21 protein-coding genes and 1 tRNA gene are annotated in these 24,727 nt (G+C 42.8%); 10 read left to right on the plus strand and 12 right to left on the minus strand.

From position 1 onward, the window contains the following. Positions 1–214 precede the first annotated feature (214 nt). The 4 genes from AAGR14_RS00500 to prfA form a co-directional block, all read right to left on the minus strand. Positions 215–1,066 (minus strand): DUF3037 domain-containing protein, encoded by an 852-nt coding sequence (locus AAGR14_RS00500; RefSeq protein ID WP_342646632.1) that lies wholly within the window; start codon positions 1,064–1,066, stop codon positions 215–217. Next, positions 1,063–1,881 (minus strand): HipA family kinase, encoded by an 819-nt coding sequence (locus tag AAGR14_RS00505; RefSeq protein WP_342646633.1) that lies wholly within the window; start codon positions 1,879–1,881, stop codon positions 1,063–1,065. Before AAGR14_RS00505 ends, AAGR14_RS00500 begins: the two co-directional genes overlap by 4 nt. Before the next feature lie 380 nt (positions 1,882–2,261). Next, positions 2,262–2,335, minus strand: a tRNA-Asp gene (locus tag AAGR14_RS00510). A gap of 72 nt (positions 2,336–2,407) precedes the next feature. Continuing rightward, positions 2,408–3,481 carry a peptide chain release factor 1 gene (prfA, locus tag AAGR14_RS00515; RefSeq protein WP_342646634.1) on the minus strand — a complete coding sequence of 358 codons (1,074 nt, stop codon included), beginning with the start codon at positions 3,479–3,481 and terminating at the stop codon, positions 2,408–2,410. Between the two features lie 408 nt (positions 3,482–3,889). Here prfA and AAGR14_RS00520 point away from each other — a divergent pair, with 408 nt between their 5' ends. Further along, positions 3,890–4,579 (plus strand): ferritin-like domain-containing protein, encoded by a 690-nt coding sequence (locus tag AAGR14_RS00520; protein WP_342646635.1) that lies wholly within the window; start codon positions 3,890–3,892, stop codon positions 4,577–4,579. Positions 4,580–4,591: 12 nt separating this feature from the next. Then, positions 4,592–5,428, plus strand: coding sequence for a ferritin-like domain-containing protein (locus AAGR14_RS00525; RefSeq protein WP_342646636.1), 837 nt, complete (start codon positions 4,592–4,594; stop codon positions 5,426–5,428). Between the two features lie 81 nt (positions 5,429–5,509). On the opposite strand, the gene AAGR14_RS00530 is transcribed toward AAGR14_RS00525, so the two are convergent. After that, on the minus strand, positions 5,510–6,289 hold the full coding sequence (locus AAGR14_RS00530; RefSeq protein ID WP_342646637.1) for a UDP-2,3-diacylglucosamine diphosphatase: 780 nt from the start codon (positions 6,287–6,289) through the stop codon (positions 5,510–5,512). Positions 6,290–6,397: 108 nt separating this feature from the next. Here AAGR14_RS00530 and AAGR14_RS00535 point away from each other — a divergent pair, with 108 nt between their 5' ends. The 4 genes from AAGR14_RS00535 to AAGR14_RS00550 all read left to right on the plus strand — a co-directional run bounded on the left by AAGR14_RS00535 (position 6,398) and on the right by AAGR14_RS00550 (position 9,780). Beyond that, positions 6,398–7,078: an SGNH/GDSL hydrolase family protein gene (locus AAGR14_RS00535; RefSeq protein ID WP_342646638.1), complete on the plus strand. Its 681-nt coding sequence runs from the start codon at positions 6,398–6,400 to the stop codon at positions 7,076–7,078. An 87-nt stretch (positions 7,079–7,165) separates the two neighbouring features. Further along, complete coding sequence (locus AAGR14_RS00540; protein ID WP_342646639.1) at positions 7,166–7,381, plus strand: hypothetical protein; 216 nt, start codon at positions 7,166–7,168, stop codon at positions 7,379–7,381. Between the two features lie 83 nt (positions 7,382–7,464). Next, complete coding sequence (locus tag AAGR14_RS00545) at positions 7,465–9,192, plus strand: S41 family peptidase (protein WP_342646640.1); 1,728 nt, start codon at positions 7,465–7,467, stop codon at positions 9,190–9,192. Between the two features lie 93 nt (positions 9,193–9,285). After that, positions 9,286–9,780 (plus strand): hypothetical protein, encoded by a 495-nt coding sequence (locus tag AAGR14_RS00550; RefSeq protein WP_342646641.1) that lies wholly within the window; start codon positions 9,286–9,288, stop codon positions 9,778–9,780. A gap of 94 nt (positions 9,781–9,874) precedes the next feature. On the opposite strand, the gene AAGR14_RS00555 is transcribed toward AAGR14_RS00550, so the two are convergent. Further along, a complete protein-coding gene (locus AAGR14_RS00555; protein WP_342646642.1) occupies positions 9,875–11,938 on the minus strand; it encodes a prolyl oligopeptidase family serine peptidase in 2,064 nt (687 codons plus the stop codon). A 181-nt stretch (positions 11,939–12,119) separates the two neighbouring features. After that, positions 12,120–12,638: a GNAT family protein gene (locus AAGR14_RS00560; RefSeq protein WP_342646643.1), complete on the minus strand. Its 519-nt coding sequence runs from the start codon at positions 12,636–12,638 to the stop codon at positions 12,120–12,122. An 87-nt stretch (positions 12,639–12,725) separates the two neighbouring features. Between AAGR14_RS00560 and AAGR14_RS00565 the strand changes: the two genes are divergently transcribed. Beyond that, the gene (locus AAGR14_RS00565) at positions 12,726–15,158 is read left to right on the plus strand and encodes a prolyl oligopeptidase family serine peptidase (protein ID WP_342646644.1); all 2,433 of its coding nucleotides are present in this window, start codon (positions 12,726–12,728) and stop codon (positions 15,156–15,158) included. 66 nt (positions 15,159–15,224) lie between these two features. On the opposite strand, the gene AAGR14_RS00570 is transcribed toward AAGR14_RS00565, so the two are convergent. Next, entirely contained in the window at positions 15,225–15,734 is a 510-nt protein-coding gene (locus tag AAGR14_RS00570) for a hypothetical protein (RefSeq protein WP_342646645.1), read from the minus strand. A gap of 156 nt (positions 15,735–15,890) precedes the next feature. On the opposite strand from AAGR14_RS00570, the gene AAGR14_RS00575 reads away from it, so the two are divergent. Both AAGR14_RS00575 and AAGR14_RS00580 read left to right on the plus strand, forming a co-directional pair. Beyond that, positions 15,891–16,436 carry a peroxiredoxin gene (locus tag AAGR14_RS00575; protein ID WP_342646646.1) on the plus strand — a complete coding sequence of 182 codons (546 nt, stop codon included), beginning with the start codon at positions 15,891–15,893 and terminating at the stop codon, positions 16,434–16,436. Between the two features lie 134 nt (positions 16,437–16,570). Next, positions 16,571–17,155 carry a carboxymuconolactone decarboxylase family protein gene (locus AAGR14_RS00580; RefSeq protein ID WP_342646647.1) on the plus strand — a complete coding sequence of 195 codons (585 nt, stop codon included), beginning with the start codon at positions 16,571–16,573 and terminating at the stop codon, positions 17,153–17,155. 249 nt (positions 17,156–17,404) lie between these two features. On the opposite strand, the gene AAGR14_RS00585 is transcribed toward AAGR14_RS00580, so the two are convergent. The 4 genes from AAGR14_RS00585 to AAGR14_RS00600 are packed head-to-tail and all read right to left on the minus strand — an operon-like array spanning position 17,405 to position 22,054. Further along, a complete protein-coding gene (locus AAGR14_RS00585) occupies positions 17,405–18,952 on the minus strand; it encodes a DHA2 family efflux MFS transporter permease subunit (RefSeq protein WP_342646648.1) in 1,548 nt (515 codons plus the stop codon). A 6-nt stretch (positions 18,953–18,958) separates the two neighbouring features. Next, complete coding sequence (locus tag AAGR14_RS00590; RefSeq protein ID WP_342646649.1) at positions 18,959–20,020, minus strand: HlyD family secretion protein; 1,062 nt, start codon at positions 20,018–20,020, stop codon at positions 18,959–18,961. Positions 20,021–20,049: 29 nt separating this feature from the next. Further along, a complete protein-coding gene (locus AAGR14_RS00595; protein ID WP_342646650.1) occupies positions 20,050–21,423 on the minus strand; it encodes a TolC family protein in 1,374 nt (457 codons plus the stop codon). Further along, positions 21,407–22,054 carry a TetR/AcrR family transcriptional regulator gene (locus AAGR14_RS00600; protein ID WP_342646651.1) on the minus strand — a complete coding sequence of 216 codons (648 nt, stop codon included), beginning with the start codon at positions 22,052–22,054 and terminating at the stop codon, positions 21,407–21,409. The genes AAGR14_RS00595 and AAGR14_RS00600 overlap by 17 nt, the downstream gene beginning before the upstream one ends. Before the next feature lie 189 nt (positions 22,055–22,243). On the opposite strand from AAGR14_RS00600, the gene AAGR14_RS00605 reads away from it, so the two are divergent. Then, the gene (locus tag AAGR14_RS00605; RefSeq protein WP_342646652.1) at positions 22,244–24,700 is read left to right on the plus strand and encodes a PIG-L family deacetylase; all 2,457 of its coding nucleotides are present in this window, start codon (positions 22,244–22,246) and stop codon (positions 24,698–24,700) included. Positions 24,701–24,727 lie beyond the last annotated feature (27 nt).

Here is a 24,727-nt window from a genome sequence, read left to right on the forward strand (position 1 = left end):
ATCAACAAAATATTACAAGTGTTTCAAATTGCAAGAAAACTCAACATAATATTGTTGCCAGTAAGCTGTTCAAAGCTCTTATTTAAACAGCTTACTAAATTACGTTATTAAAGTCACGACTCATTTACAAAGAACAATCTGTGTTACCGATTATTTGTTTAAGATAACAAAAGTGTTATAATATCGGGAGAGGATTACAACAATGAAAAATAATTTAATAAGTTTTCTCTATTGCTAACTTGACTTTTCTAGCAAACTGCTCTGCTTCATTCTCTGTAATAATGGTAACTTTAATATCATCATCGCTTTGAGAAAGAGTGTCTTTAATAAAAGAGCTTAATTGCTCGTTCGTTTTTGGAGATGTTGTCAGAAAATAAAGATTTATTTTTTCTTTAGAAGACTCAAGTTCTTTAATTATTCCAGACCACTTGTAGACTTTGTTTTTGATAGCATCATCTTTTTTTAGATCAAACGATAGGCTTTGATAGCAGTTCCAAACTCCGTTTTTCCACGCTTTGTCAAATGTAATTTTATCATTGTCGGTTTTAACCGTATGATCTTTAAGTCTTGCTGTAATTCCTAATTTATCAAAATGAGTTTTGTAAACTTTATTCCAAGCGTAAGCATCGGTATGAATCTCTTTATGAGGGTCTGCTGTATATTTGTCAACTAAGCGATCATATAAATCATCAAGAGCTTTTTGTGGATCGAGGTCCAGCGCCTTTTTTGATTCAGAAACATATAATGCGCTGTCATCAGGAATCAAAATTTTATTGGTAATCTCAGTTAAGCCAAACTTATTTGACGCCTGCTTGAAATTACTAGAATTAAAAAATATTAGATCTAGATTGACAGATCGTATTGCTTTTTGAAAATGTTTTAACGTGCTAAGCAAAAAATAGCCATTAAATTCTTCAAAAAAGCTGGAAATTCGGCTAAACCTAGACAGTATCTTAGTATCTAGGAAACGACTTTCCGGTTCATATAATATGACGCCAACATTAACAAATTCTCCTGTTGTCCGATCATGAAGATATCTTATAATTTGATACTCAAATGTTTTCATAATAGTATCCGATTTAGCTCATTCGCAAACAAATCCGCATTTGAAATTAGTTGACTTATATAAATTTTTATATCACCAGCTTGGGCAGTTAACCAGTCGGCAGGTAGAATGGTTTCAATTTTGTTCCAGAAAGAGTCGTCTATGAATTTTAATTTTTCTTGGAATTTTGAAAAATCAAACTGTTTACCTTTAATTCTGACAAAGCAAAAATTATCTCTTATCCAAGTTAAATCCTGTTCTCTAATCGTCCAAGGTTCTGGATTTCTTAAAAAAGGAATCTCCAAAGTAAATCCAAACGCTAGTTCATGATCAAATATTAAAATTTCATCTCCATTGGTCAAAAAATTGGGCTTTTCTAATCGACGATCTGCATTGCTAATCATAATGTCGAAAGCATATAGATCTATTAATTTTGATTCTAATTCAGAATTAATTTGTTGATCTTTTAAAACGGGAAAATACCCTGTTTTGTATTCGTTTCCAAAATTAAAGCCCAAGCTATTTGATGCAATATGAAAGTTTTCATCGCCTCGCATTGTTTCGACAAAAGCATCAGAGATATGTATAAGTACTGGTTCAGGAACAATGAAATCAAGTTCACGCGCCATAAGCGCAGCGATAAGTTCCCTTGCACTTGCTTCGGGAGACATCCGGGGGGATGTAATAAATTTTACAACGTAATCTGATTTTGTTCCAGTTTGCATACAGATACCTGTCACAATTTGTGGAAGTGTGGTACCAGTCCGCAAAATATTTCCAGCAGCAACAGCTTCAACGGTAGGTAAAAAATAATCTGGATGTGATAGTTTAAGCACTTAAAATCGCGATAATAACAAATATATGAAAATTACATAATATGTAAGTGAGGAGATTTTATGTTATGTGTTTTTATAAATCTGACACATACTCTTGTTTTTTTTCTTTTTATATACAATGCTTTAATTAAGCTAGCTTATAATTATTAATTGTCATCAAGGGAAAACATTTTCAAATTAATAACAATGAAAAAAATTATCTATTGATGACTAATCATTGCATAATCAAATAACATGAAAACTAGAATACAAATGTTAAATAATTCTTCTATACCGGCGCGAGTATCTTGAACAAGGTAAAGCGATGAATACTCGTTCCTTAAAAGAACTCCCCCCCCAAACAAAAAAAGCGCTTACATCAATGATGTAAGCGCTTTTTGCGGAATGGACGGGACTCGAACCCGCGACCCCATGCGTGACAGGCATGTATTCTAACCAGCTGAACTACCACTCCTCCCGTTTGGGAATGCAAATATAGAAATTGGACGGCAGTAAGCAAAAATTATTTCAACTTTTTCTGAAATAATTAAGCTACCGTGCCTTCTTTCAGTTTCTCGGCGTTTTCGGCAAACTGCAGCGATTCCATAATCTCCTGTAAATCACCGTTCATTACGTTGGGCAGGTTGTAAATGGTTAAACCAATGCGGTGCTCGGTAACCCGGCCCTGCGGATAATTATAGGTACGCACCTTGGCCGACCGGTCGCCGGTAGATACCATGGTTTTACGTTTTTTAGAGGTTACCTCCAGGTGTTTCTGCAATTCTACCTCATAAATACGCGAACGTAATACCTGTAAAGCCTTGTCGTAGTTTTTGAGCTGCGATTTCTGGTCCTGGCACTGGGCCACAATACCGGTAGGGATGTGCGTTAAACGCACGGCCGAATACGTGGTGTTTACCGACTGTCCGCCCGGGCCCGAAGCACAGAACAAATCCTTACGGATATCGCTCACTTTTAAATCAATATCAAACTCATCAGCCTCGGGCAATACCACTACCGATGCGGCCGAGGTATGTACACGGCCCTGGGTTTCGGTATCGGGCACGCGCTGCACCCGGTGTACGCCCGATTCGTATTTCAAGGTACCGTAAGCATCTTCGGCGTTTACGTTAAACACAATCTCTTTATAACCGCCCGAGGTACCCTCGGTGTAATCCACCAGTTCAGTACGCCAGCCCATACGCTCGCAATAACGCATATACATGCGGTACAAGTCGCCGGCAAAAAGGGCGGCCTCGTCGCCACCGGTACCACCGCGAATCTCCACAATAGCAGGGCGCGCATCTTCCGGATCTTTCGGAATCAGCATCAAACGGATTTCTTCTTCTTTCTCTTCGCGCTGGGCAATCAGTTCGTCTAGTTCCATTTTAGCCATCTCACGAAAGTCTTCGTCTTTTTCGGTAGCTAAAATTTCTTTGTTGGCGTCTATATTGCTCATGATGTTGGCGTAAATCTTATACTGATCTACAATAACACCCAAATCTTTATACTCTTTATTGAGCTGGGCAAAACGTTTCATGTCAGCCATGGCATCCGGGCTGCTTAATTCGTTTTCAACGGTTTGCCAGCGGTCTCTGATCGCTTCTAATTTATCTAACATGGTATATCTATCTCCTCGGCGTGGTTGCAGCGCTGTTTCGGGCAAAATAAAAATATGTCCCGGAGCAACTCTCTGCAAAAAATTTCACAAAAATACGCAAACTCATGCAAAATTTTGCATATAAGTGAATACAGTAAGTAAGCCTGAAGTAAAATGATATACTGAGTTTCAGTAGGTAACCTTATAAAACACAAAATTGCTTATACGCTCTGCAATTTCGTTTTAGCAGGTCCATCTAAAGCCAAAACAGGCTCACCAACTTCTGACATCTGGGCTCCGTTCTTACTCCTATTTAGATTACTCGTATAAGTTGTTGATAATAAGTAGTTTTTGTCAATCCAGCGTCACACGGTATTCGTTATGTTATAATAAACCAACTTACTGAGGATCTAATTAATAACATTTATTATGGAAACATTACCACAAGAAGAAACCCTTCGTGAAAATATGGCCCGCCGGTCTTTTTTACGCTATGCCGGTATTGGGGTTGCCGCTGGTACCATCGCCATGGCCAGTGCATGTAAAAAAGACAAAAACAACAATTCATCAAACGTTATCGATATCGGTTCGGGCGATGTAGGCATCCTGAACTATGCCTATGCGCTGGAGCAGTTAGAAGCTGCGTTTTATGTACGTGTAGCTGCTTCTCCTTATGCTAACATCACCGCTACCGAGACTGCGCTGTTAACCGACATCCGCGACCACGAAGTAGCCCACCGCGAGTTTTTTAAAGCTGCCTTAGGTGGTAATGCCATCATGGGTTTAACCGTAGATTTTACCGCCATCAACTTTGCCGATCGTACCAGCGTATTAAACACTGCTAAAGCTTTCGAAGATTTAGGTGTTGCTGCTTACAACGGTGCAGGTTATTTAATTAAAGATGCTGGTTACTTAACATTGGCCGGTAAAATTGTATCGGTAGAGGCCCGTCACGCGGCTTACATCCGTAACCTGATCAGCCCTGGTAGCTATGCAGATAATACTGTGGTAGACAATAACGGTTTGGATAAAGTAATGCCGATTGCCCAGGTTTTGCCAACAGCTAACATGTTCTTGAGTACCAAGGTGAGTGCTAACAATTATGGTTACAACATTTAATCTGTCTTTATCATGAATTTTTTCAATATCATATCAGAAATAGAAAAAGTAGATCCGGAATTTCAGGACAGAGTAAGTCCGCGCCGTGCTGCTATTAAAAATATTACCAGCTTTGGTTCGAAAGTAGCCGTAGCCGCTTTACCATTCGCTGTTAGCGTGTTGTTTAAAAAAGCGTATGGCCAAACTGCAACTGTAGGTGTTAACGATGTATTAAACTACGCGTTAAAACTGGAGTACCTGGAAGCTGCCTTTTACAACCAGGGCGTTGCCGCAACTGCTTTAAACATCCCTGCGGCCGATAAAGCATACCTGACTACAGCACAGGGCCACGAAAACCAACACGTTGCATTTTTACAAGGGATTTTGGGTTCGGCTGCGGTAAAACCCGCTGCATCTTACGATTTTACTGCTAAAGGTACTTTTCCGACGGTATTTACCAATTACGATACCTTCCTGGCGGTTGCTCAGGCTTTAGAAGATACCGGTGTGCGTGCTTACAAAGGACAGGCGCCTAACCTGTTAGGTAATCAAACCGTATTATCTGCTGCATTGGCTATCCACTCGGTTGAGGCCCGTCATGCTTCGGCCGTTCGCCAAATCCGCAGATCAAGAGGTGTTAATATTAAACCTTGGATTTCGGGTAGCGCTTCAATGGCTAATGATACCGGTATTTCTGCCGTAGACGGTAACTACGCCGGCGAAAATAACGTGATGCAAGGTGGCCTGGATGTTACCAAACTGCCAGCAGTAAGTGGTACTACATCTATCACTGCCGCTATTGAAAGCTTTGACGAGCCGTTAACTATGGCTCAGGTAGTAGCGCTGGTTGCACCTTTTGGTGTATCATAGTATTTACTAACCGCCCCTCATATAAAAAACAACGCCATTCCTGTACAGGAATGGCGTTGTTTTTTATAACCTATTTTGAATTTATGCAACGGTGTTTTGAACAACCGGCGCCTCTTGTTCAAAATAGCAAAGCTGCACGGTGCCATTTTGCATTACGGCGTAAGAGTTACTAAAAATCCACTCGCCCAGGTTTACATATTTACTACCGGCCGATAGGTCAATCACCATCGGGATGTGGCGGTGGCCAAAAATAAAGTAGTCGTAATGTGCGGTTTTAAGTACATCGCGGGCAAAGCTTACCAGCCATTCATTTTCAAACAGCTTTTGCTCTTGCCCGTCGGCATTAGCCAAACGGCTATGCTGCGACCACCGGTTGGCAATACCTACGCCCAAATTAGGGTGCAGGCGCTCAAACATCCACTGGCACAAAGGGCTGCGGAATATTTTTTTGAGCATTTTGTATTTATTATCGCCGGGCCCAAGGCCGTCGCCATGGTGCAGGTATAATTTTTTACCCTGCCGCTCTAAAATCAATTCATCACTGATGATGGTAGCGTTGAGTTCTTTCACAAAGTAGTCAAACATCCACATGTCGTGGTTGCCTTTAAACAGGTACAGCTTTATACCGCTATCTACCAGTTCGGCCAGTTTACCCAAAAAACGGATGTAGCCGCGCGGAACTACCGTTTTATACTCAAACCAAAAATCAAATACATCACCTACCAAAAACAGCTCGTGTGCATCGTGCTTAATGCTGTCTAGCCAGCGCACTATACGGGCTTCGCGGTCGCGGCTGCTTTGGTAGCCCAACGCACCCAAGTGAATATCAGAGGCAAAGTATATTTTATTTCGGGCTGTCATCAATCCTCAAAAGTAGGGTTTTAAGGCCAAACCTTAAAGTGCAGGCTATTAAAGGCAGCCGGTAATTTTAGTAAGTTTGCCGCAGCCTGGCGCTAAGCAAACTCATAAATGATTAAATACCTATACCTGCTTTTATTAACACTGGTTGTTGGGTCGTGTAAAAAAAGCGGCATACGCCCGGCTACCGCACCTAAGGCGTTTACCAACGTTGTTATTTTGGGTAACAGCATTACTTACTCAGAGCGCAATACGGCTATTGGCTGGAACGATAGCTGGGGCATGGCAGCCAGCAGCCGCGAAAATGATTATGTGCATTTGCTAAGCGAAAAATTCGGGCAGGCAGATTCATTAGCCCGGGTGCGTGCGCTTAATATTGCGGCATTTGAGCTAAATTATAAGCAGTATGATTTCAACAACTACCTCCGCGCCTACCGCACATTGAAGCCCGATTTGTTGATATTGCGCATTGGTGAAAACGTACAGCAGGCAGGTTTTGATGCCGCAATGTTTCAGCAACGCTATAGCGATTTAATTAGTTATTTTAAAAATGGTAACCCTAATTTAACGGTATTGTCGGTAAGCTCATTTTGGCCCGACAGGCGGTATGCCAGCGCCGAGATGCAAAAGCACGAGCCATATTTATCGCTCGAACCGCTGGGGTTCGACGTTACCAATTATGCTTTTGACCGGCTTAATGTTGACCAGTCTGTTAAAGGGCACCCCGGCGATAAGGGGATGCAGGCCATTGCCGATATGATTTGGCAGAAGCTGCAAGAAATAAAAAGGTAATCAGTTTAGCATCTATCTAAAAGCATCGTTGTTTTTAAGATTTCGGCTTGTATACTTTAAATGCCGTTTTTTTATATTTTTGTTTTTATGGCAGCAATCAGTATCAGTAATAAAGACTGGCCCCGTGTTAAAATCAAATTAAAGCGTAAATACCGGGAGCTTACCGATGAGCAATTGCAATATACCGAAGGGCAGGAAGACAGCTTGATTAGTAAGCTGGCTACCCTGGTAAACCGCGATCAGGATTACGTGGTATTTACCCTTAAAAAGGCGCTGGTAAATATTGACAACAACCGCTTGTAAAATTTTAGTGCCCTTCTGCTAAAACAGGAGGGTTTTTCATATATTTATATATCTGTCTAATTTACAGCTATATTAAAAGCCAAATGAGTGTAAAGCAAATTTACCGTAGAGCGGGTGTGATAGTTGGTGGCGCATTACTGGCTACCGGTGTGTGGAGCTTTAGCGACGATCTTTTTCAGATATCAAAAAACCTGGATGTTTTTGCGTCGGTATATAAAGAGGTTAATTTAAATTATGTAGATGACATTAACTCGGCCCAAATGGTTAAAACCGGGGTTGATGCCATGCTGAACGGTTTAGACCCTTATACCGAGTTTGTACCCGAATCGGAAATTGAAGATTATAAACTGCATTATGTAAGCACGCAGTATGGCGGTATTGGTACCGGCATATTTTCGCGCAATGGCAAAGTGTATGTTTCTGAGGTGTTTGAGGGTTTCCCGGCACAAAAGGCCGACATCCGCGCCGGCGACCAGGTTATTAAAATTAACGATATTGAGCTTACCAGCCGTAACGGCGACCAGGTGAGCCAACTGCTTAAAGGCAGTAAGGGCGCTGGTGTTAAGCTAACTGTTAAACGCGGCGACGAGCAGATTGAAAAAAGCCTGGTGCGCGAAGAAATAAAGCAGCCTAACGTATCTTATTTTGGTATGGTAGAAGGCAACATGGGCTATATTAAGCTGGATAAGTTTTTAGAAAACTCGGCCGATGAAGTTACTGCAGCTTTAACCAGCATCAAAAAAAATAACCCTAACGGTATCATCCTTGACTTACGCTCAAACGGCGGCGGTATTTTGCAGGAGGCGGTAAAAATTGTGAACCTGTTTGTACAGCGTGATGTAGAAGTGGTATCGCAAAAAGGAAAGATTAAAGAAAAGAATTTTACTTACCGTACCGTAAATGCACCATTAGAGCCTAACCTGCCTTTGGTAGTATTAGTCAACGGCCGTTCGGCTTCGGCTTCCGAAATTGTGGCCGGTTCGCTGCAGGATCTGGATCGTGCTATTGTTATTGGCCAGCGCAGTTATGGTAAGGGGTTGGTGCAGCAAACGTTTAGCTTGCCCTACAGCAGTTTGGTTAAGATAACTATTGCTAAATACTTTATCCCATCGGGCCGTTGCGTGCAAGCGCTTGATTATGCCCACCGTAAAGATGATGGCAGCGTTTTAAAAATGGCTGATTCATCATTGCACGAATATAAAACCCGTGCAGGCCGTTCGGTTTATGATGGCAGCGGTGTTTATCCGGATATTGCTATTAAACAAGAGCGCTTTGCCGACATCACCCAAACGCTGGTAGGCAAATACCTTATTTTTGATTATGCCAGTTTGTACCGCAATACTCATCCTAAAATAAACCCGGCTAAAAATTTTAATTTAAGTGATGAAGATTATGCCGACTTTGTAAAATACTTATCGGGTAAAAATTACAGCTACAGCACTGCCAGCGAAAAAATACTGTCGGCCTTAAAAACCGAAGCCTCTAAAGACAAGCAATTTTCTGAATTGCAGCCCGAATTAGAGGCACTCAGAAATAAACTCTCCAGTACTAAAAAGAATGATCTGCAGGTGCACAAGGCCGAAATTAAACAAGTACTCGAAAACGAAATAGCTTCGCGCTATTATTTTGAAAAGGGACGTTACGAGGCCAATTTTAAGTATGATAATGAGTTGGCGCAAGCCGTAAAAACCATGCAGGATAAAATTCAGATTGCCGCTATTTTAAAAGGAGAAGGGGTATACAAAGTTATTGGCAAACCGCAACTTACGCTGGCTGCTGCCAAGCCTGCTGATGATAGCGATAAGCATTAATCGCTAAAATTGAAATTGTAACCAAACAGATACAAATCATTTTTTAAACTTTGGGGCAGTAATGATTGTCATATTATCAAATTATTAGATACTATGAAAAAGATCATCATTGCAGCAGCTATTTTAGTAAGTGGCTTTGCATTTAATAACACAGCAGAAGCACAAGTAAGAGTAAATGTAAACATTGGCAGCCAGCCAGACTGGGGCCCTACAGGGTATGATTATGTAAACTATTACTACATGCCTGATATTGATGCTTATTACTCAGTACCCGACCGTGAGTATATCTACTATAATAACAATCGTTGGGTACATGCACGTAATCTGCCATCACGTTTCGGCAACTTTGACCCTTATAACAGCTACAAAGTAGTAATTAACGACCGTAACCCTTGGGAGCGCAACAATGTATACCGCACCCGTTATGCGCAATACCGCGGTCGCCATGACCAGGTAATTATAAAAAATGCCAAAATCAAATATAAAGGCGATAACGGCCGTCACAACGGCTGGGATAAAGGCCCTGGTCGTGGTAACGGACGCGGTAACGATCATGATCGCGGCCGTGGCCACGGAAAATGGAACTAATGCAATTAAAATATATAAAAAGAGAAAGCCGCTTATTGTAAGCGGCTTTCTCTTTTTATGCTATTATGTAAAGTGTATTAGCCGTGTAAAGCAATTACTTAACAGGGTTATAGTCAACACCCATGTTGGCAAACATAAAGGCCCATTTATCAGTTTCCTGCCCAATGATTTGTGCAGTAGAACGGCCGGCGCCATGCCCGGCATTGGTTTCTATGCGGATTAGTGCAGGTGCAGGGCCTTGCTGATATTCTTGCAAACGCGCAGCAAACTTAAACGAGTGAGCTGGTACTACACGGTCGTCATGGTCGGCAGTGGTTACCAGGGTAGCCGGATAGCTCGCCGTTTTTAATGCATGATAAGGCGAGTAATGATATAGGTAATTAAACATTTCCTCACTTTCTTCAGCCGTGCCATAATCATAAGCCCAGCCGGCGCCTGCAGTAAATTTGTTATAACGTAGCATATCTAATACTCCCACCGCCGGGAAGGCTACTTTGCACAAATCGGGGCGTTGGGTAATGGTGGCGCCCACCAGCAGTCCGCCGTTAGAGCCGCCGGCAATGGCCAGGTAATCTTTAGACGTATATTTATTTTTAATCAGATATTCTGCAGCTGCAATAAAATCGTCAAACACGTTTTGCTTGCGGAGTTTAATACCTGCCTTATGCCAGGTTTCGCCGTACTCGCCGCCGCCCCGCAGGTTAGGCACGGCATAAATACCGCCTTGTTCGAGCAACACAATGTTACTGGTGCTAAAGGCAGGGGTAAGGCTTACGCCGAAACCGCCATAAGCATATAGCAAGGTCGGGTTGTGTCCGTTAAGCACTGTGCCTTTTTTGTAAGTAATAATCATCGGGATGGTGGTGCCATCCGCCGATTTATAAAATACCTGTTTAGATTCGTACAGCTCAGGATTAAACTGTACCCCGGACTTTTTATAAACCTCAGATTGCCCTGTTGCGATGTTGTATTTAAAGATTGTAGGCGGGTAGGTATACGAGGTAAAGGTGTAAAAAATCTCTTTTTCTTCTTTTTTAGCTCCAAAGCCCGATGCTGTACCTACCGAGGGTAAAGTAACGGCATGTTCCAGTTTACCATTCATATCATATTGTTGTATAAATGTGGTGGCATCTTTTAAATAATGAGCAAACAGCTTTCCGCCCGCGGTTGATACCTCGAGCACGTCTTTACTTTTCGGAATCAAATTTTTCCAGTTACCTGAGTGCGGATTGGCCGCATCAACCGTTACCAGCCGGTAGGTTGGTGCATATAGGTTGGTATAAATATATAGCTTACTGCCTATGTTGTCTATCACGGCGTGTACATTGTCCATATTATCTACAATGTTTACAATAGCACTGTTGGGCTGGCTTAAATCCTGAATGTATAATTCATTACCGGTAGTAGAGTTGGCAGCAGTAATTACCAGATAGCGCTCGTCTTCGGTTAAGTAAGCGCCTATGTAGCGACGGGGTGTCTGTTCGCCTCCAAAAATTAATTGATCCTGGCTTTGTGGTGTACCTAATTTATGATAGTACAGCTTGTGGTGCTGTGTCATGCCCGATAGTTGACTGGCATCTTTAGGTTTGTCGTAGCTGCTGTAATAGAACCCATCATTTCCTTTCCAGGCAATACCCGAAAACTTGATATCTTTTAAAGTATCGCCAATCTGGGTTTTATCAGCTGCTTTAATCACCACAGCATTGGTCCAGTCAGATCCACCTGCCGAGAGCTGGTATGCCGCCAAACTACCATCGTTGCTAAAACCGATATTAGCCAATGAGGTAGTCCCGTCTTTCGAGAATTTGTTAGGATCTAAAAATACCTCGGGCTGGCCACCGGCCGTTTGGCGGTACAATACGGCCTGGCTCTGCAAACCGTCGTTTTTATAAAAATAAGTGTAAGCGCCTTCTTTAAAAGGGGCACTGTATTTTTCATAGTTCCATAAAGTTTCCAGCCGCTTGCGGATGGTTTCGCGGTAGGGTATCTGGCTCAGGTAACTTTGGGTTACCTTGTTTTGAGCAGTCACCCAAGCCTTGGTATTTTCGGCGCGGTCGTCTTCCAGCCAGCGGTAAGGGTCAGCAACGGTATTATTAAAGTAGGTGTCGTTAACCGTTTCTTTTTGAGTTTGAGGGTATGATGGTGTTTTAATATTCATAGTTTGCGCAGAACATAGGCTGCAAGTTAAATAAGCAGTCCAGAATAAACAGCTTGTTTTTTTCATTGGTACAGCAATTTGACTAAAAATTGATAAGCTATAATAGGTAAAACGCTAATTAAGCAAATTTCAATACAACCGCAAACAACACGTAGCTATTGCTTTAAGGAAAGGAGCATAGCTATGCCTTAAACGCAGCGTACACATGCTCATCCATCACCTCGCCGTGTTTGATGATGCATTTTTGCAACACCCCCTGCTTTCGATAACCGGCTTTTTCAAGCACCCGCATTGATTTTGGGTTAGCACTTAGTACGCCGGCTTGTATGCAAATCAAATCCAGGTTGGCAAAGGCGTAGGCAGTCATGAGTTTTATAGCTTCGGGCATAATGCCAAGCCCCCAGTAGGCTTCGCTCAGCCAATAACCAATCAGTGCTGTTTTGCGGTAAACGTCATGCCTAAACTCTAAGCCTATACCGCCAACAGCTTTACCGTTTATAGTGATGGCAAAATTACTTAGCGGACCTGGTTTTTTTGGCTGACTGTTGAGCCAGCTAACGGCATCGGGCAGGGTATACGGGAATGGAAAGCGGTCTAACAAATAGGCACTTACGTTAAAATTATTGGCATGCTGCTGTAATGATAAGGCATCATCAATTTGCCATGGCCGCATTACAAAGCCGGTTCCTGTTAATTTCATTAAGTAAAAATAATATGGTAAGGGTTTAAAAGCTTTATAATAATACAATTGACCTTATATTTAGCCTGCTATTGATTACTCCGATATATGAAAAAAGTCTTTACATTATACCTTATTCTGTGTGCCGGCAGCCTGTATGCACAAAAACTGGAAAAGCTAACCGTCGAAAAAATAATGAGCGACCCTAAGTGGATGGGCACCTCGCCCGAAAATATACGGTGGAGCGACGACAGTAAAAAGGTTTATTTTAAATGGAATCCAGAAAATGCCGACCGCAGTGTGATGTACGCCATCACCACCGGTAACTACACGCCGCAGAAGGTAAGTTTAAACGAGCGTAAGGCATTAAGCGGAAATGGCGTTTGGAACAAAAGGCACACCATAAAGCTTTTTGAACGCAACGGCGATATTTTTTTGTCGGATGTTAAATCGGGCATGATAAAGCCCCTGGCCACTACTGTTGACCGTGAAAGTAACCCTGCTTTTAGTGCCAACGAAACACAAGTGCTGTTTATGCGGAATGATAACCTGTACAGCATAAAGCTTAACACTGGCGAGCTTAACCAGCTAACTAATTTTACCCGTACCGGCGTTGCTGCAAGTAATGCTAGTGCTGTCGGCTCGGGTACACGTAGCGGAGCAGGGCGCATGGGGGGCGGCAATCAGCAAAATAGTGCCGCAACGGGCAATGCACAGGAGCGTTGGTTGCGTAACGAGCAAACAGAGTTATTTGAAGTTATCAGGGAAAAGGAAAAAGATGACCGGCTAGATGCCATAGAGCGTAAGACGATGCAAACTAAAGCCCTTAAAGCTATTACCATCGGCGACCAATCGCTGAGCTTTGTGCAATTGAGCCCCGATAACCGTTATATTACTTACCGGCTGATTAAGCTGGCCGATGGCGCTAAAATAACCCAGGTACCATCATATGTAACAGCTTCGGGTTTTACGGAGGATATCCCCAACCGCACTAAAGTGGGCAGCCCGCAGCCCACGTCGCAATCATTTATTTTCGACAGACAACGCGACACCGTGTATGCTATATCTACCAAAGAAATACCCGGCATTAAAGATTTGCCTGATTATGTAAAAGACTACCCTAAACAACTGGAAGAGCGTACCAAGCAAAACGAAGACCGTAAAGTAGTAGTGCAAGGGCCTATCTGGAATGGTAACGGTAAGTATGCAGTTGCTATAGTTACCTCGCAGGATAATAAAGACCGCTGGGTTATGAAACTCGACCCCGCAACTGGTCAGCTGAGTTTGTTAGACCGTCAGCGCGATGAAGCCTGGATTGGCGGGCCTGGAATTAACGGCGGTTTCTCGTCGGGCAGTACCGGTTGGGTGGATGATACTCATTTCTTTTTCCAGAGCGAGGCCAGCGGGTATTCGCATATTTATGTGGTAGACGTTACCACAGGGGCTAAAAAGCAGCTTACCAGCGGTAAATGGGAAGTGTCGGATTTGCATCTGTCTAATGATAACAAGTATTTCTATTTCACCGGTAATATGGAGCATCCGGGTATAGCGCATTATTACCGTTTGTTGGTAACTGGGGGTGCGCCCGTAAGATTAACCGGCATGAAGGGCGGCAACGAAGTAACGCTATCACCTGATGAAAAATGGTTGGCAATCCACTATTCTTATGCCAACAAACCTTGGGAGCTATATCTGCAATCTAATAAGCCGGGCGCTAAAGCAGTTAAGATTACCCGATCTACTTCTGCAGAATTTAACTCCTATGCCTGGCGAGATCCGGAAATGGTGGCTTTTAAAAACCGTTATGGCAGTGATGTTTACGCGCGGGTATATACGCCTAAAGTACCGAACCCGGCTAAGCCTGCCGTGGTATTTGTGCATGGTGCAGGCTACCTGCAAAACGTACACTACTGGTGGAGCTCGTATTTTAGAGAGTATATGTTTAATAATTTGCTGGCCGACAATGGGTACACCGTCATTGATATTGATTACACCGGCAGTGCAGGCTACGGGCGCAACTGGCGCACTGGAATATACCGCCATATGGGCGGCAAAGACCTGGACGATCAGGTTGACGGCATTAAATACCTGGTAGAAAAATATGGTGTAAACCCCAAGCATGTGGGCATGTATGGCGGCTCATACGGTGGCTTTATGACTTTAATGGCATTGTTTACTCAACCCAATGTATTTGCTACTGGTGCAGCGCTACGGTCTGTTACTGATTGGGCTCATTATAATCATGGTTATACATCTAACATTTTAAATGAACCGTTTAACGACGAAAAGGCCTATAAGCAGAGTTCGCCTATCTATTTTGCTAATGGCTTAAAAGGGAAATTATTAATGTGCCACGGTATGGTAGATGTGAATGTAAATTATCAGGATATTATCCGCCTGTCGCAGAAGCTGATTGAGTTGCACAAAGACAACTGGGAACTGGCCTCGTACCCGGTAGAAGACCACGGCTTTGTACAGCCCAGCAGCTGGACAGACGAGTATAAGCGTATTTACAAGCTTTTTGAGGAAACATTGAAGTAGTAAGTAATTAATATCTGAAAAAAACGCCGTTCGCAGTTATTCAGCAAGCGGCGCTTTTTTATAATATTATATTTCCCAATCAACCGACTTTAGGGCACTTACAATGCCATTGATACAGTTGTTTACATTGGTCATGCTTTTAACTGGAAAGGGTGTAACTGCTATATGCTCAACTGATGCCAGGTTGGCTAGTTTGATGGCTTCCCGGGCATATGGTTCAATAGCCTTTAAGGATATAATGATGATCCGGGGATGCATCTCGGACAATCGCTCAGCTAACGACTGCACGCCTTCCTGCCGCGCTTTACGCTGCTCGGGCGGCGGGAGTGTTTTAATAGGCACTTTGCTCAAATTTTCAAAATAAGCGCCCATTTCTTTAAAAAAAGCTAAAAACTCGTCATCACTTTTAAAATTACCAAACACCCTTGTAAAAGCCTCTTTTACTGCTTTGTACATGTTAGAGTTTTTCAAATAAAAATATTTGTCTTTTACAGGTAGGCCATCTGCAATAAATAAAATCTTAATATCATTGGGTTTGTATTGTGCTTTTAGCGCTTGTAGTTCAGCAAATTCCATGTACCTGAACTAGCAAAATACAAGCCACGGTGCAATTAGAACGATTGATATTGTAAGATGCAACTTATAGATAAAATCTATGTGCTATTGATTAATAGAATGACCTTGAAAACTTAAGTTAGTTATATTTGTGAAAATTATAACAAATAACATACTATGATAACAGTTGGTGAAAAATTCCCGTCATTTAATAAAAAAGCTGTAGTAAGCCTCGAAAAAGGTAAAGAGTTTGAAGATATCACTTCAGATTTTTTAGCTAATGACGATAACGTTTGGACGGTAATGTTCTGGTGGCCAAAAGATTTCACTTTTGTTTGTCCTACAGAGATTGCTGAGTTCAACAAAAACTATAGTGAGTTCCGCGACCGCGAAACCCGTTTAATTGGTGCATCAACAGATTCTGAATTTGTGCATGCTGCCTGGAGAAAACACCACGATGATCTGCGCGACCTGAAATTCCCTATGCTTGCTGACACTTCAAAATCGTTAGCCGAAGAGTTAGGCATTTTAGAGCCAACCGAAAAAATTGCGTATCGTGCTACTTTCATCATCGACCCTACCAGTGTGGTACGTTGGGTATGTGTTAATGACCTGAATGTAGGCCGTAACGTTAAAGAAGTTTTACGTGTATTAGACGGTTTACAAACCGACGAGCTTTGCCCTTGTAACTGGGAAAAAGGTCAGGAAACGTTAACTGCATAAGTATTTATAAAAATCCCCGTATCAAACACTACGGGGATTTTTGTTTCTAAACCACACTGTATTATTCACTGGCTTGTAAAGGGGCAACACTTGTGTAAGTGAGCCTGTTTGTTAGCTATCCAATTAAAATTAAGATGAGCGAAAGCACTGAAACCATAGAAGAATTGCTGCAAAGCGTAGGCGTTGATAAAAATTACCGTACCGATAGTTTAACCCTTCTTGAAAAAGGCGAATCACGCTATCTGCGCGATTTAAAACTTAACTTAACCAGTACGCTTACCTCAGAGCATCTAAGCGCTAAAGAATGCGCTTTGCTGGCTTTGAGCACCGCAATTAATAATAACAATAAGCCGTTAACACAATACTTTACAAAATACGCCGAAGAGCAGGGTGCTACCGCAGCCGAAACCGGCGAGGCAGCAGGTTGTGCGTCATTACTGGCATCTAACAATGTTTTTTACCGTTTCCGTCATTTTACGCAGAAGGAGAAATACACGCAAATTCCGGCACGTATACGTATGCAGTTGATGATGAAACCTGTAACGGGCAAAGAGTTTTTTGAATTAATGAGCCTGGCTATTTCTGCTGTAAACGGTTGCGAAATGTGTGTAAATGCACACGAAGACTCGCTAATCAAATTAGGCACTACCGAAGAGCGCATTTTTGATGCCGTACGTATAGCCTCCTTAGTTACAGCTACCGGCAAAATTGTATATTAACTAATAACCAAGGTTTTAAATAAAAAATGGAGCTGATTTTCTAATCAGCTCCATTTTTTTTAAGGTTATTTGAAATTACTTGCTTTTTAATATAAAAAAAGCTACATTTAAAACCAAGATTAAACACACTTAAGGCCGGGTAATTTTATGCTCAACCCTTAAAATTACGGTCTTAGGCGTTAAACAAAACAAATTGATTCTACTTAGTATTTAAAGCCGTTCTGCTGACTCCAGAACGGCTTTTTTATTTTAGTGTGCATCAGCCGCCGCTTTTAAATTTCTGCGGAAAGGCTGCAGATATAGTAACGGTATTGAAAACAGCATAACCAGGCCGGTAAGCCAGTAGGCATCGTCGTAAGTAAGCAGCATCGCCTGGCGGGTAATAGTGCCTTCTATGGAGCCGTAGGCCATTCGTGTGGCATCTGCAATGCCATGCCCATGCGCCATAAAATTATGGATGGCCGCCTGCAAGCGCTGGGTAAACGCCGGGTTATACTCATTAATATTAACCAGCAAGTTATTGCGGTGTACACCCTGACGGATGTGGATGATGGTAGTTAAGGCAGCAATACCGAACGAGCCGCCTAACTGGCGCATCATGTTATTTAAACCTGCACCCTGGCCAATCTCCGCACCTTTCAAATCGGCAATGGCCAGCGTAGTTAACGGTACAAATAACAGCGCCATACCAATACCACGTATAGCTAAAGGCCAAAAGAAGTCTCCGCGACCAGTTGCTAATGTTGAACTGGATAGCATATGAGTAAATACAAAGAACAGGAACATACCAATAGTAGCCATAAACTGGGCCGGTATACCTTTGTTAAGCATCTTACCAATAAATGGCATCATAGCTATGGTAAACAAGCCGCCCGGAAAGAGTAACTCACCTGTTTGCTGCGCCGAAAAGCCCAGTAAAGCCTGGCAAAATATTGGAAATACAAACACTGAACCATACAGACCAAACCCCAGGATGAAGGAAGTAAACATGCCTATCGAGAAGCTGCGGTGCCTCATGATACCAAAGTTTACGATAGGATGGTCAGTACTCAGCTCGCGCCATAAAAACAGTAACACGCCAACTACTGCGGTAACAGTAAGCACGGTAATGTATGGGGTAGCAAACCAGTCTTCAGACTCGCCTTTTTCCAAAATGGTCTGCAAGCTGCCTACGGCAATAGCCAGCAGTGCAATGCCCCACCAGTCAATCGGTCGGTCGCGTCCATCTCTGGGTGTTTCCCGTACAAACGTGTAAGTAAAAAACGCAGCCAGTGCACCTACCGGGATGTTTACATAAAATATCCATGGCCATGAGGCGTGGTCGGTAATGTAGCCACCAATGGTTGGTCCAACAGTTGGGCCTACAACGGCACCTAAGCCAAATAAGGCGGTAGCTGTACCTACCTGTTCGCGGGGCCAGGTTTCCAGCAGGATAGCTTGCGAGGTAGATATTAACCCGCCCCCGGCCATACCCTGTACAATACGGAATATAACCAGCTCTGATAAGCTTGTAGCATTACCGCATAAAAACGAGGCAATGGTAAATATAATAATAGAGGCTAAAAAGTAATTTTTTCGCCCAAAAAAGCTACCCAGCCAACCCGACATAGGTAAAATAATTACGTTGGCTACTGCGTAACCGGTTGTAATCCAGGCCACGTCTTCGAGCGTGGCCCCCAGATTACCTTGTATGGTTGGCAAGGATACGTTTACAATGGTGGTATCAATCAGCTCCAGCAGCGAAGCTGTAATTACCGTAATGGTAATGATCCACTTTTTAAATCCTACTTCAGCCATTTAAATTTAGTCTTTGATAGAAACCGAAACATTTACGCTCATACCGGCGCGCAATTTGTCTAAGGTTTCTTTATTGGCGTTTATTTTAATTTTAACAGGTACGCGTTGTACTACCTTTACAAAGTTACCGGTAGCATTATCCGGAGGCAGTAAAGAAAAACGAGCGCCGGTAGCTGGCGAAAAGTTATAAACCGAGCCTTCAATATCCAGGTCAGGAAAAGCGTCAACTTCAATTTTTACTTTCTGGCCGTTGCGCAAGTGCTCTAACTGAGTTTCTTTAAAGTTGGCGGTAACATATAAGCTGTTATCGTTAACTACCGAAAACAAAGTTTGCCCGGCTTGTACCAATTGGCCTAACTGTACGCTCTTTTTAGAGGTGATACCACTGGCCGGTGCTTTAATGGTAGTATAGGTTAACTGTAGTTTAGCAAAGTCAACATCAGCCTGGCGAGCGTTAACACCGGTGTTGGTAACCTTTAATTGATTGCGGGTAGTACCTACTTGTTGTTGTGCAGCTTTATACTGATCTATAGCCGCCTGGTAATTAGCCCTAGCTACCTGCAAGTCAGATTTAGACTGGTCAAACTGTTGCTGGGTAATCGAGCCGTCTTTAACCAGATTAGCGTAACGTGCATAATCTTTTTGCATTTTTTCCAGTTTAGCAGCAGCAGAAGTAACTTGTGCTTTAGCGCTGGCTGCGTTAGCTGCTGTGCTGTAAATCTGCGATTCGCCTACACCTATGCTAGCGCCTGCACCTTGCTGTGCAGCTTGTGCCTGCTCTAACTTAACGCGGTAATCGCGGTCGTCAATTCTAACCAGTACCTGGCCTTTGTCAACGTGTTGGTTATCTTCAAAAAAGATGCTGTCCACATAGCCGCCTACGCGGGCAACCACCGGACTAATGTCAGCATCAACTTGCGCATCGTCAGTGTCTTCGTGCTTACTTGAATAAATGTATTCTTTTATACCGAAAATTAAACCTGCAATAATGATGATACCTAATATGATAGGTATAACCCGGTTAGGTTTTTTCTTCTCTTCGTGTTGAATTTCTTGTTCTTGTGCCATTGTATTAATAGTAGAGTTGTGTTGTTTTATTATTTAGTAAGTTTTCCGGTTGCTTTTAACAGGTTGTAATAAGCTAGTACAGCGTCAGCTTTGGCTAATTCTAAGTTAATCTGGGCTTGGTACAGTAAAGTTTCAGCATCAGCACGGTCTGTGGCCGAGGCGGTTGAGTTTGCATACTTTGATGTCAGGATGCGGTTATTCTCGGTAGCCTGTTCAATCGAGGTTTCGAGCAGTTTAATCTTATTAACAGATGTTAGGTAGTTTTGATAATTCTGGTTAACCTCTGTCTTTACGTTATCAACCGTTATGCCTTTTTCAATCACGGTTTGTTCGCGCTGAACGCGAGCTTCGGCTACTTTATTTTTATTGCTCCAAAGTGAACCAAAGTTCCAGTTTAAAGCCAAACCTGCTGTTAAAGGCGTAATAAATTTACCACTGTTAGGAAACGGATTAGCCGAGGCGTTAACGTAGTATAAGCCAGCAGTTGCCGCTACAGTAGGTAGCTTGTTGGCCTGTACGTTTTTGATGTTGGTTTCGGCTACGCGAGTACGCAAATCAATAGTGCGCAGTTCCTGGCGGTCGGTTAAGGCTGTATCCAGGTAACTGGCTAATGGTGCTACCTGCAAACTATTATTGGTTATCTGGTCTATGTTAATTTGGGTACTTTCAGGCAATCCCAATAAAATGTCAAGACTGTAGTTAATTACTTTGCGGTTGCTTTCCAGTTCAATGCCGTTCAGTTCAACATTTGAACGCTGCAGCTGGAAACGCAATACGTCGTTACGGGTTACAATGCCCTGATCAAAAAAGCGTTGTGCCTGGTGTATCTGCTGGTCAATCGCTTTTAAGTTTTGCTCCACAACGCGTTTGCTTTGTAAAACCTTATACAGATTATAGTAAGCGTTAACTACGTTCAGGGCAATTTGCTCTTTATCCTTATCGGCATCCAGTTTAGCTACCTGGATCAGTAAATCAGTAGATTCTTTAGCATAGCGTAAGCGGCCACCGCCATATATTACTTCTTCAACCGATACAATACCTAAATTAGCGTTAGCACTTTTAGGCAGACTAAAAGAGGCATCGGGGCCTAAATCTAACCGGTTAGCCGGTATTTGAGCGCGGCTGTACATAAAACTGGCGCTTCCGGTTGGCAATGCCTGGTCTTTAGCCTGGTTATACTGCGTTACGGCGCGGTCAATTTTTGATTGTGAGTACTTTAAGGTTTTGCTGTTTTCTACCCCTAACTTAATGGCTTCATCCAGGGTAAGGGTACGGTCTTGGGCAGCAGCCGGATTGCCTAACACCATTGCCGTAACAACGGCAGCAATGCCCGCACGCCATGGCTTTGCCAGGAGCTTTTTTAAAATGTAGTGATTGTCGGTTGTATTAGTGTTCGTTGTCATTTTCAACAAGTAAATATGCTTTGAGTAATTTTTTTAGGTAGTTATTTACCCGGGGTTTTAATTTTTCGTCGATGTTTTGCGTATCTTGGGTATCATAACCTAACATAATGCTGGCAATCTGCGGCGCATTAACCAACTGGTTTTTAATTCCAAACAGGGTTGCTATAACCATATCAGTATCGGTGTCTTTGCCAAACTCACCTTTCTCAATGCCCTCATGTAATATTTTTCTGAATTCCAGAACGTTTTGCATCATCATCTGAATAACCTTGTCTGCCAACTCGCCGGTACGCTTCACTGCCATTTCCTGGTGAATTACCTTCTGAAAACAGTTATTGGTAAAAACCCGATCCAGATAAGCATTTACATATTCTTCAACCTTTTGCCACGAGGTAGTATTTTCGTTTTTACCAATATCTCTGATTAAGCTATGAAAGGTAGAAGTCCGGCGCTCAAAAATGGCTATCAGCAAGCCTTCTTTAGAGCCGAAATAATAGTTAAGCATGGCCATATTTACACCTGCCTCTCCCGAAATTAATCGGGTAGAAGCTCCATCAAAACCATACTCGGCAAATATCCTTTCGGCTACGTCCAAAATGTGGTCTCTTTTATCAATCTTTTCTTTTTCCATCACTTTTCGATGTGCAAAGTTAATCAAACGATTGATTAACCGTTAGTGAATCTTGTAATGTTTATGTAAAATGCTTGAAATCAAAACTAAAAAAGGCTTTATTCATTGACATATTTAAAGCCTAATACCTTAGCTTTCTTATTTGTTTTCAATATTTGCACAAACGATACAAGTGTAATTTACTTGCTTATGAAAATATCTAAACTACTACCTTTACTGCTATTGCTGGTGCATGTGAGTTTCGCACAAACAGCGCCGCCGGCTGATATAGCTACTATAAAACAGGATTTTAAAAAGCTAAGCGTATTAGGTAGCGTACTATATGTTGCCGCCCACCCGGATGATGAGAATACACGTTTGCTGGCTTATTTAGCACAGGAGAAAGGTTACCGAACCGGCTACCTGGCTTTAACCCGTGGCGATGGCGGGCAAAACCTGATTGGCAACGAACAGGCCGAACTGTTAGGGCTAATTCGTACCCAGGAGCTGTTAGCTGCCCGGCGTGTGGACGGTGCAGAACAGTTTTTTACCCGGGCTAATGATTTTGGCTTTTCTAAAGGGCCGGAAGAAACTTTAAAAATATGGGATCGCGATAAAATTTTGGGCGATATGGTTTGGGTGATACGCCAGTTTAAACCCGATGTAATGATTTGCCGCTTCCCAACTACCGGCGAGGGTGGACATGGGCACCACACTTCATCAGCCATATTGGCGCAGGAGGCATTTGCTGCTGCTGCCGATCCGAAACGATACCCTGAACAGCTAAAATATGTGCAGCCATGGCAAGCCAAACGTTTGTTATGGAATACCTTTAATTTCGGTAGCGCTAATACTACCAGCGATAGCCAGTTTAAGATTGATGTGGGCGTATACAACCCGATATTAGGAAAAGGCTATGGCGAAATTGCTGCCGAGAGCCGTTCTAACCATAAATCGCAGGGCTTCGGGTCGGCGCGCCAGCGCGGCCGGGCTTTAGAATATTTTAAAACCCTGTTGGGCGATGCTCCGCAAAACGAATTGCTGGATGGTGTAACTACTAACTGGCGCCGGGTTAAAGGCGGCGAAGATATTGCTGCAAACTTAACTGCAGTTACCAGGGATTTTGATGCCAATAGTCCCGAAAAATCAGTACAGGCGCTGGTACAGTTACGCAGTAAGATAGAAAAGGTACCGGATGCTTACTGGCGTACACAAAAAATAAAGCAATTGGATGATTTGATAGCTGCATGTGCAGGTTTGTGGTTTGAAAGCTACGCTACCGAAGCCAGCTATGCTCTGGGCGATAGCATTTCTATCCGCGCACATGTGCTCGACCGCTACAACGACCAGGTAAAACTGAAAGGTATCAGCATACAAAAGCAGGCATTAATCTTTGGTAATGCAGGTATAACTATACCGGCTAATCAATTACAAGAAAAATTAATTAAAGCTTATGCAGCCACAGTAACACAGCCTTACTGGCTTAGTCAACCGCACGGCATTGGTACATATACGTTAAATGACGACCGGCTGGCAGGGAATCCCGAAAATCCGGATGTGCTGAAAGTAACGTACGAATTTATTATTGACGGCAAACCTATCAGTTTTGAGCGCCGCCTGGCCTACAAGTACGTTGACCCGGTTAGGGGAGAGGTTTACCAACCTATTGAAATTGCTCCACCGTTTACCGCCACAATCGAGAACAAAGTTTATGTGTATAGTAACACACAGCCGCAGCATTTACAGGTAAAACTTAAAAGCTTTACCAACGGTGGCGGCAGTATCAGCATTAAACCGGTAGCCGGTTGGCAGGTAAGCCCGGCTGTAATTAATTTCAGTAATAAGCACAAAGGTGACGAGTGGACAGAAAATTTTACTATTACGTCTACTGCATCTGCTAAAAATGGTATTGCGCAGGCGTTAGTAACTGCTAATGGCCAAGCATTCAGCATGGGTTTGCAACGCATTAGGTATGAGCATATTCCTAACATTACGTTATTCCCGCCGGCTCAAGCTAAGCTGGTTAACCTGGATTTGAAAACAGCCGGTAAACGGATTGGCTACATAGCCGGCGCGGGCGACTTTATACCTGAAGCGCTGAGACAGGTGGGTTACGATGTACATTTCCTGACCGAAGGCGAAATTATGAATACTGACTTGTCTTACTATGATGCTATAGTAACCGGTGTTAGAGCTTACAATGTTGATACGCGGTTGGCGTTTGAGCAGCCTAAGTTAATGGAGTATGTAAAAAATGGTGGCAACCTGGTGGTGCAGTATAATAATTTTGCCGGTTTAGTGGTGCCGCAAATTGGCCCGTATCCGTTTAATGTAGTTAACCAGCGGGTAACCGACGAGTTTGCTAAAGTAACTGTTACTGACCCGCAAAGCGCTTTGTTAAACTATCCTAATAAAATTACCCAAGCCGATTTTGATGGATGGGTACAAGAACGGGGCTTGTATTTTGTAAGCAATATTGCTCCCGAATACAAAACCTTATTTGAAATGAATGATGTGGGCGAAAACCCCAACAAAGGGTCATTAATTACCGCTGATTATGGCAAGGGCAGGTTTGTCTACACATCGCTAGCGTTTTTCAGGCAATTGCCTGCAGGCGTACCAGGCGCTTACCGCTTGTTTGTAAATCTATTAAGTAAGCCTAAATAAAAATTTGCGGATGATTATAGATAGCTT

Origin of the sequence: Mucilaginibacter sp. CSA2-8R (assembly GCF_038806765.1) — a bacterium.
Classification (GTDB): domain Bacteria; phylum Bacteroidota; class Bacteroidia; order Sphingobacteriales; family Sphingobacteriaceae; genus Mucilaginibacter.

Coding starts and splice junctions, on each gene's coding strand:
- AAGR14_RS00600 (WP_342646651.1), bottom strand. CDS start 22,054: ATGGAAAAAGAAAAGATTGATAAAAGAGACCACATTTTGGACGTAGCC.
- AAGR14_RS00595 (WP_342646650.1), bottom strand. CDS start 21,423: ATGACAACGAACACTAATACAACCGACAATCACTACATTTTAAAAAAG.
- AAGR14_RS00570 (WP_342646645.1), bottom strand. CDS start 15,734: ATGGAATTTGCTGAACTACAAGCGCTAAAAGCACAATACAAACCCAAT.
- AAGR14_RS00580 (WP_342646647.1), top strand. CDS start 16,571: ATGAGCGAAAGCACTGAAACCATAGAAGAATTGCTGCAAAGCGTAGGC.
- AAGR14_RS00560 (WP_342646643.1), bottom strand. CDS start 12,638: ATGAAATTAACAGGAACCGGCTTTGTAATGCGGCCATGGCAAATTGAT.
- AAGR14_RS00575 (WP_342646646.1), top strand. CDS start 15,891: ATGATAACAGTTGGTGAAAAATTCCCGTCATTTAATAAAAAAGCTGTA.
- AAGR14_RS00555 (WP_342646642.1), bottom strand. CDS start 11,938: ATGAATATTAAAACACCATCATACCCTCAAACTCAAAAAGAAACGGTT.
- AAGR14_RS00545 (WP_342646640.1), top strand. CDS start 7,465: ATGAGTGTAAAGCAAATTTACCGTAGAGCGGGTGTGATAGTTGGTGGC.
- AAGR14_RS00525 (WP_342646636.1), top strand. CDS start 4,592: ATGAATTTTTTCAATATCATATCAGAAATAGAAAAAGTAGATCCGGAA.
- AAGR14_RS00520 (WP_342646635.1), top strand. CDS start 3,890: ATGGAAACATTACCACAAGAAGAAACCCTTCGTGAAAATATGGCCCGC.
- AAGR14_RS00605 (WP_342646652.1), top strand. CDS start 22,244: ATGAAAATATCTAAACTACTACCTTTACTGCTATTGCTGGTGCATGTG.
- AAGR14_RS00540 (WP_342646639.1), top strand. CDS start 7,166: ATGGCAGCAATCAGTATCAGTAATAAAGACTGGCCCCGTGTTAAAATC.
- prfA (WP_342646634.1), bottom strand. CDS start 3,481: ATGTTAGATAAATTAGAAGCGATCAGAGACCGCTGGCAAACCGTTGAA.
- AAGR14_RS00535 (WP_342646638.1), top strand. CDS start 6,398: ATGATTAAATACCTATACCTGCTTTTATTAACACTGGTTGTTGGGTCG.
- AAGR14_RS00550 (WP_342646641.1), top strand. CDS start 9,286: ATGAAAAAGATCATCATTGCAGCAGCTATTTTAGTAAGTGGCTTTGCA.
- AAGR14_RS00590 (WP_342646649.1), bottom strand. CDS start 20,020: ATGGCACAAGAACAAGAAATTCAACACGAAGAGAAGAAAAAACCTAAC.
- AAGR14_RS00500 (WP_342646632.1), bottom strand. CDS start 1,066: ATGAAAACATTTGAGTATCAAATTATAAGATATCTTCATGATCGGACA.
- AAGR14_RS00565 (WP_342646644.1), top strand. CDS start 12,726: ATGAAAAAAGTCTTTACATTATACCTTATTCTGTGTGCCGGCAGCCTG.
- AAGR14_RS00530 (WP_342646637.1), bottom strand. CDS start 6,289: ATGACAGCCCGAAATAAAATATACTTTGCCTCTGATATTCACTTGGGT.
- AAGR14_RS00585 (WP_342646648.1), bottom strand. CDS start 18,952: ATGGCTGAAGTAGGATTTAAAAAGTGGATCATTACCATTACGGTAATT.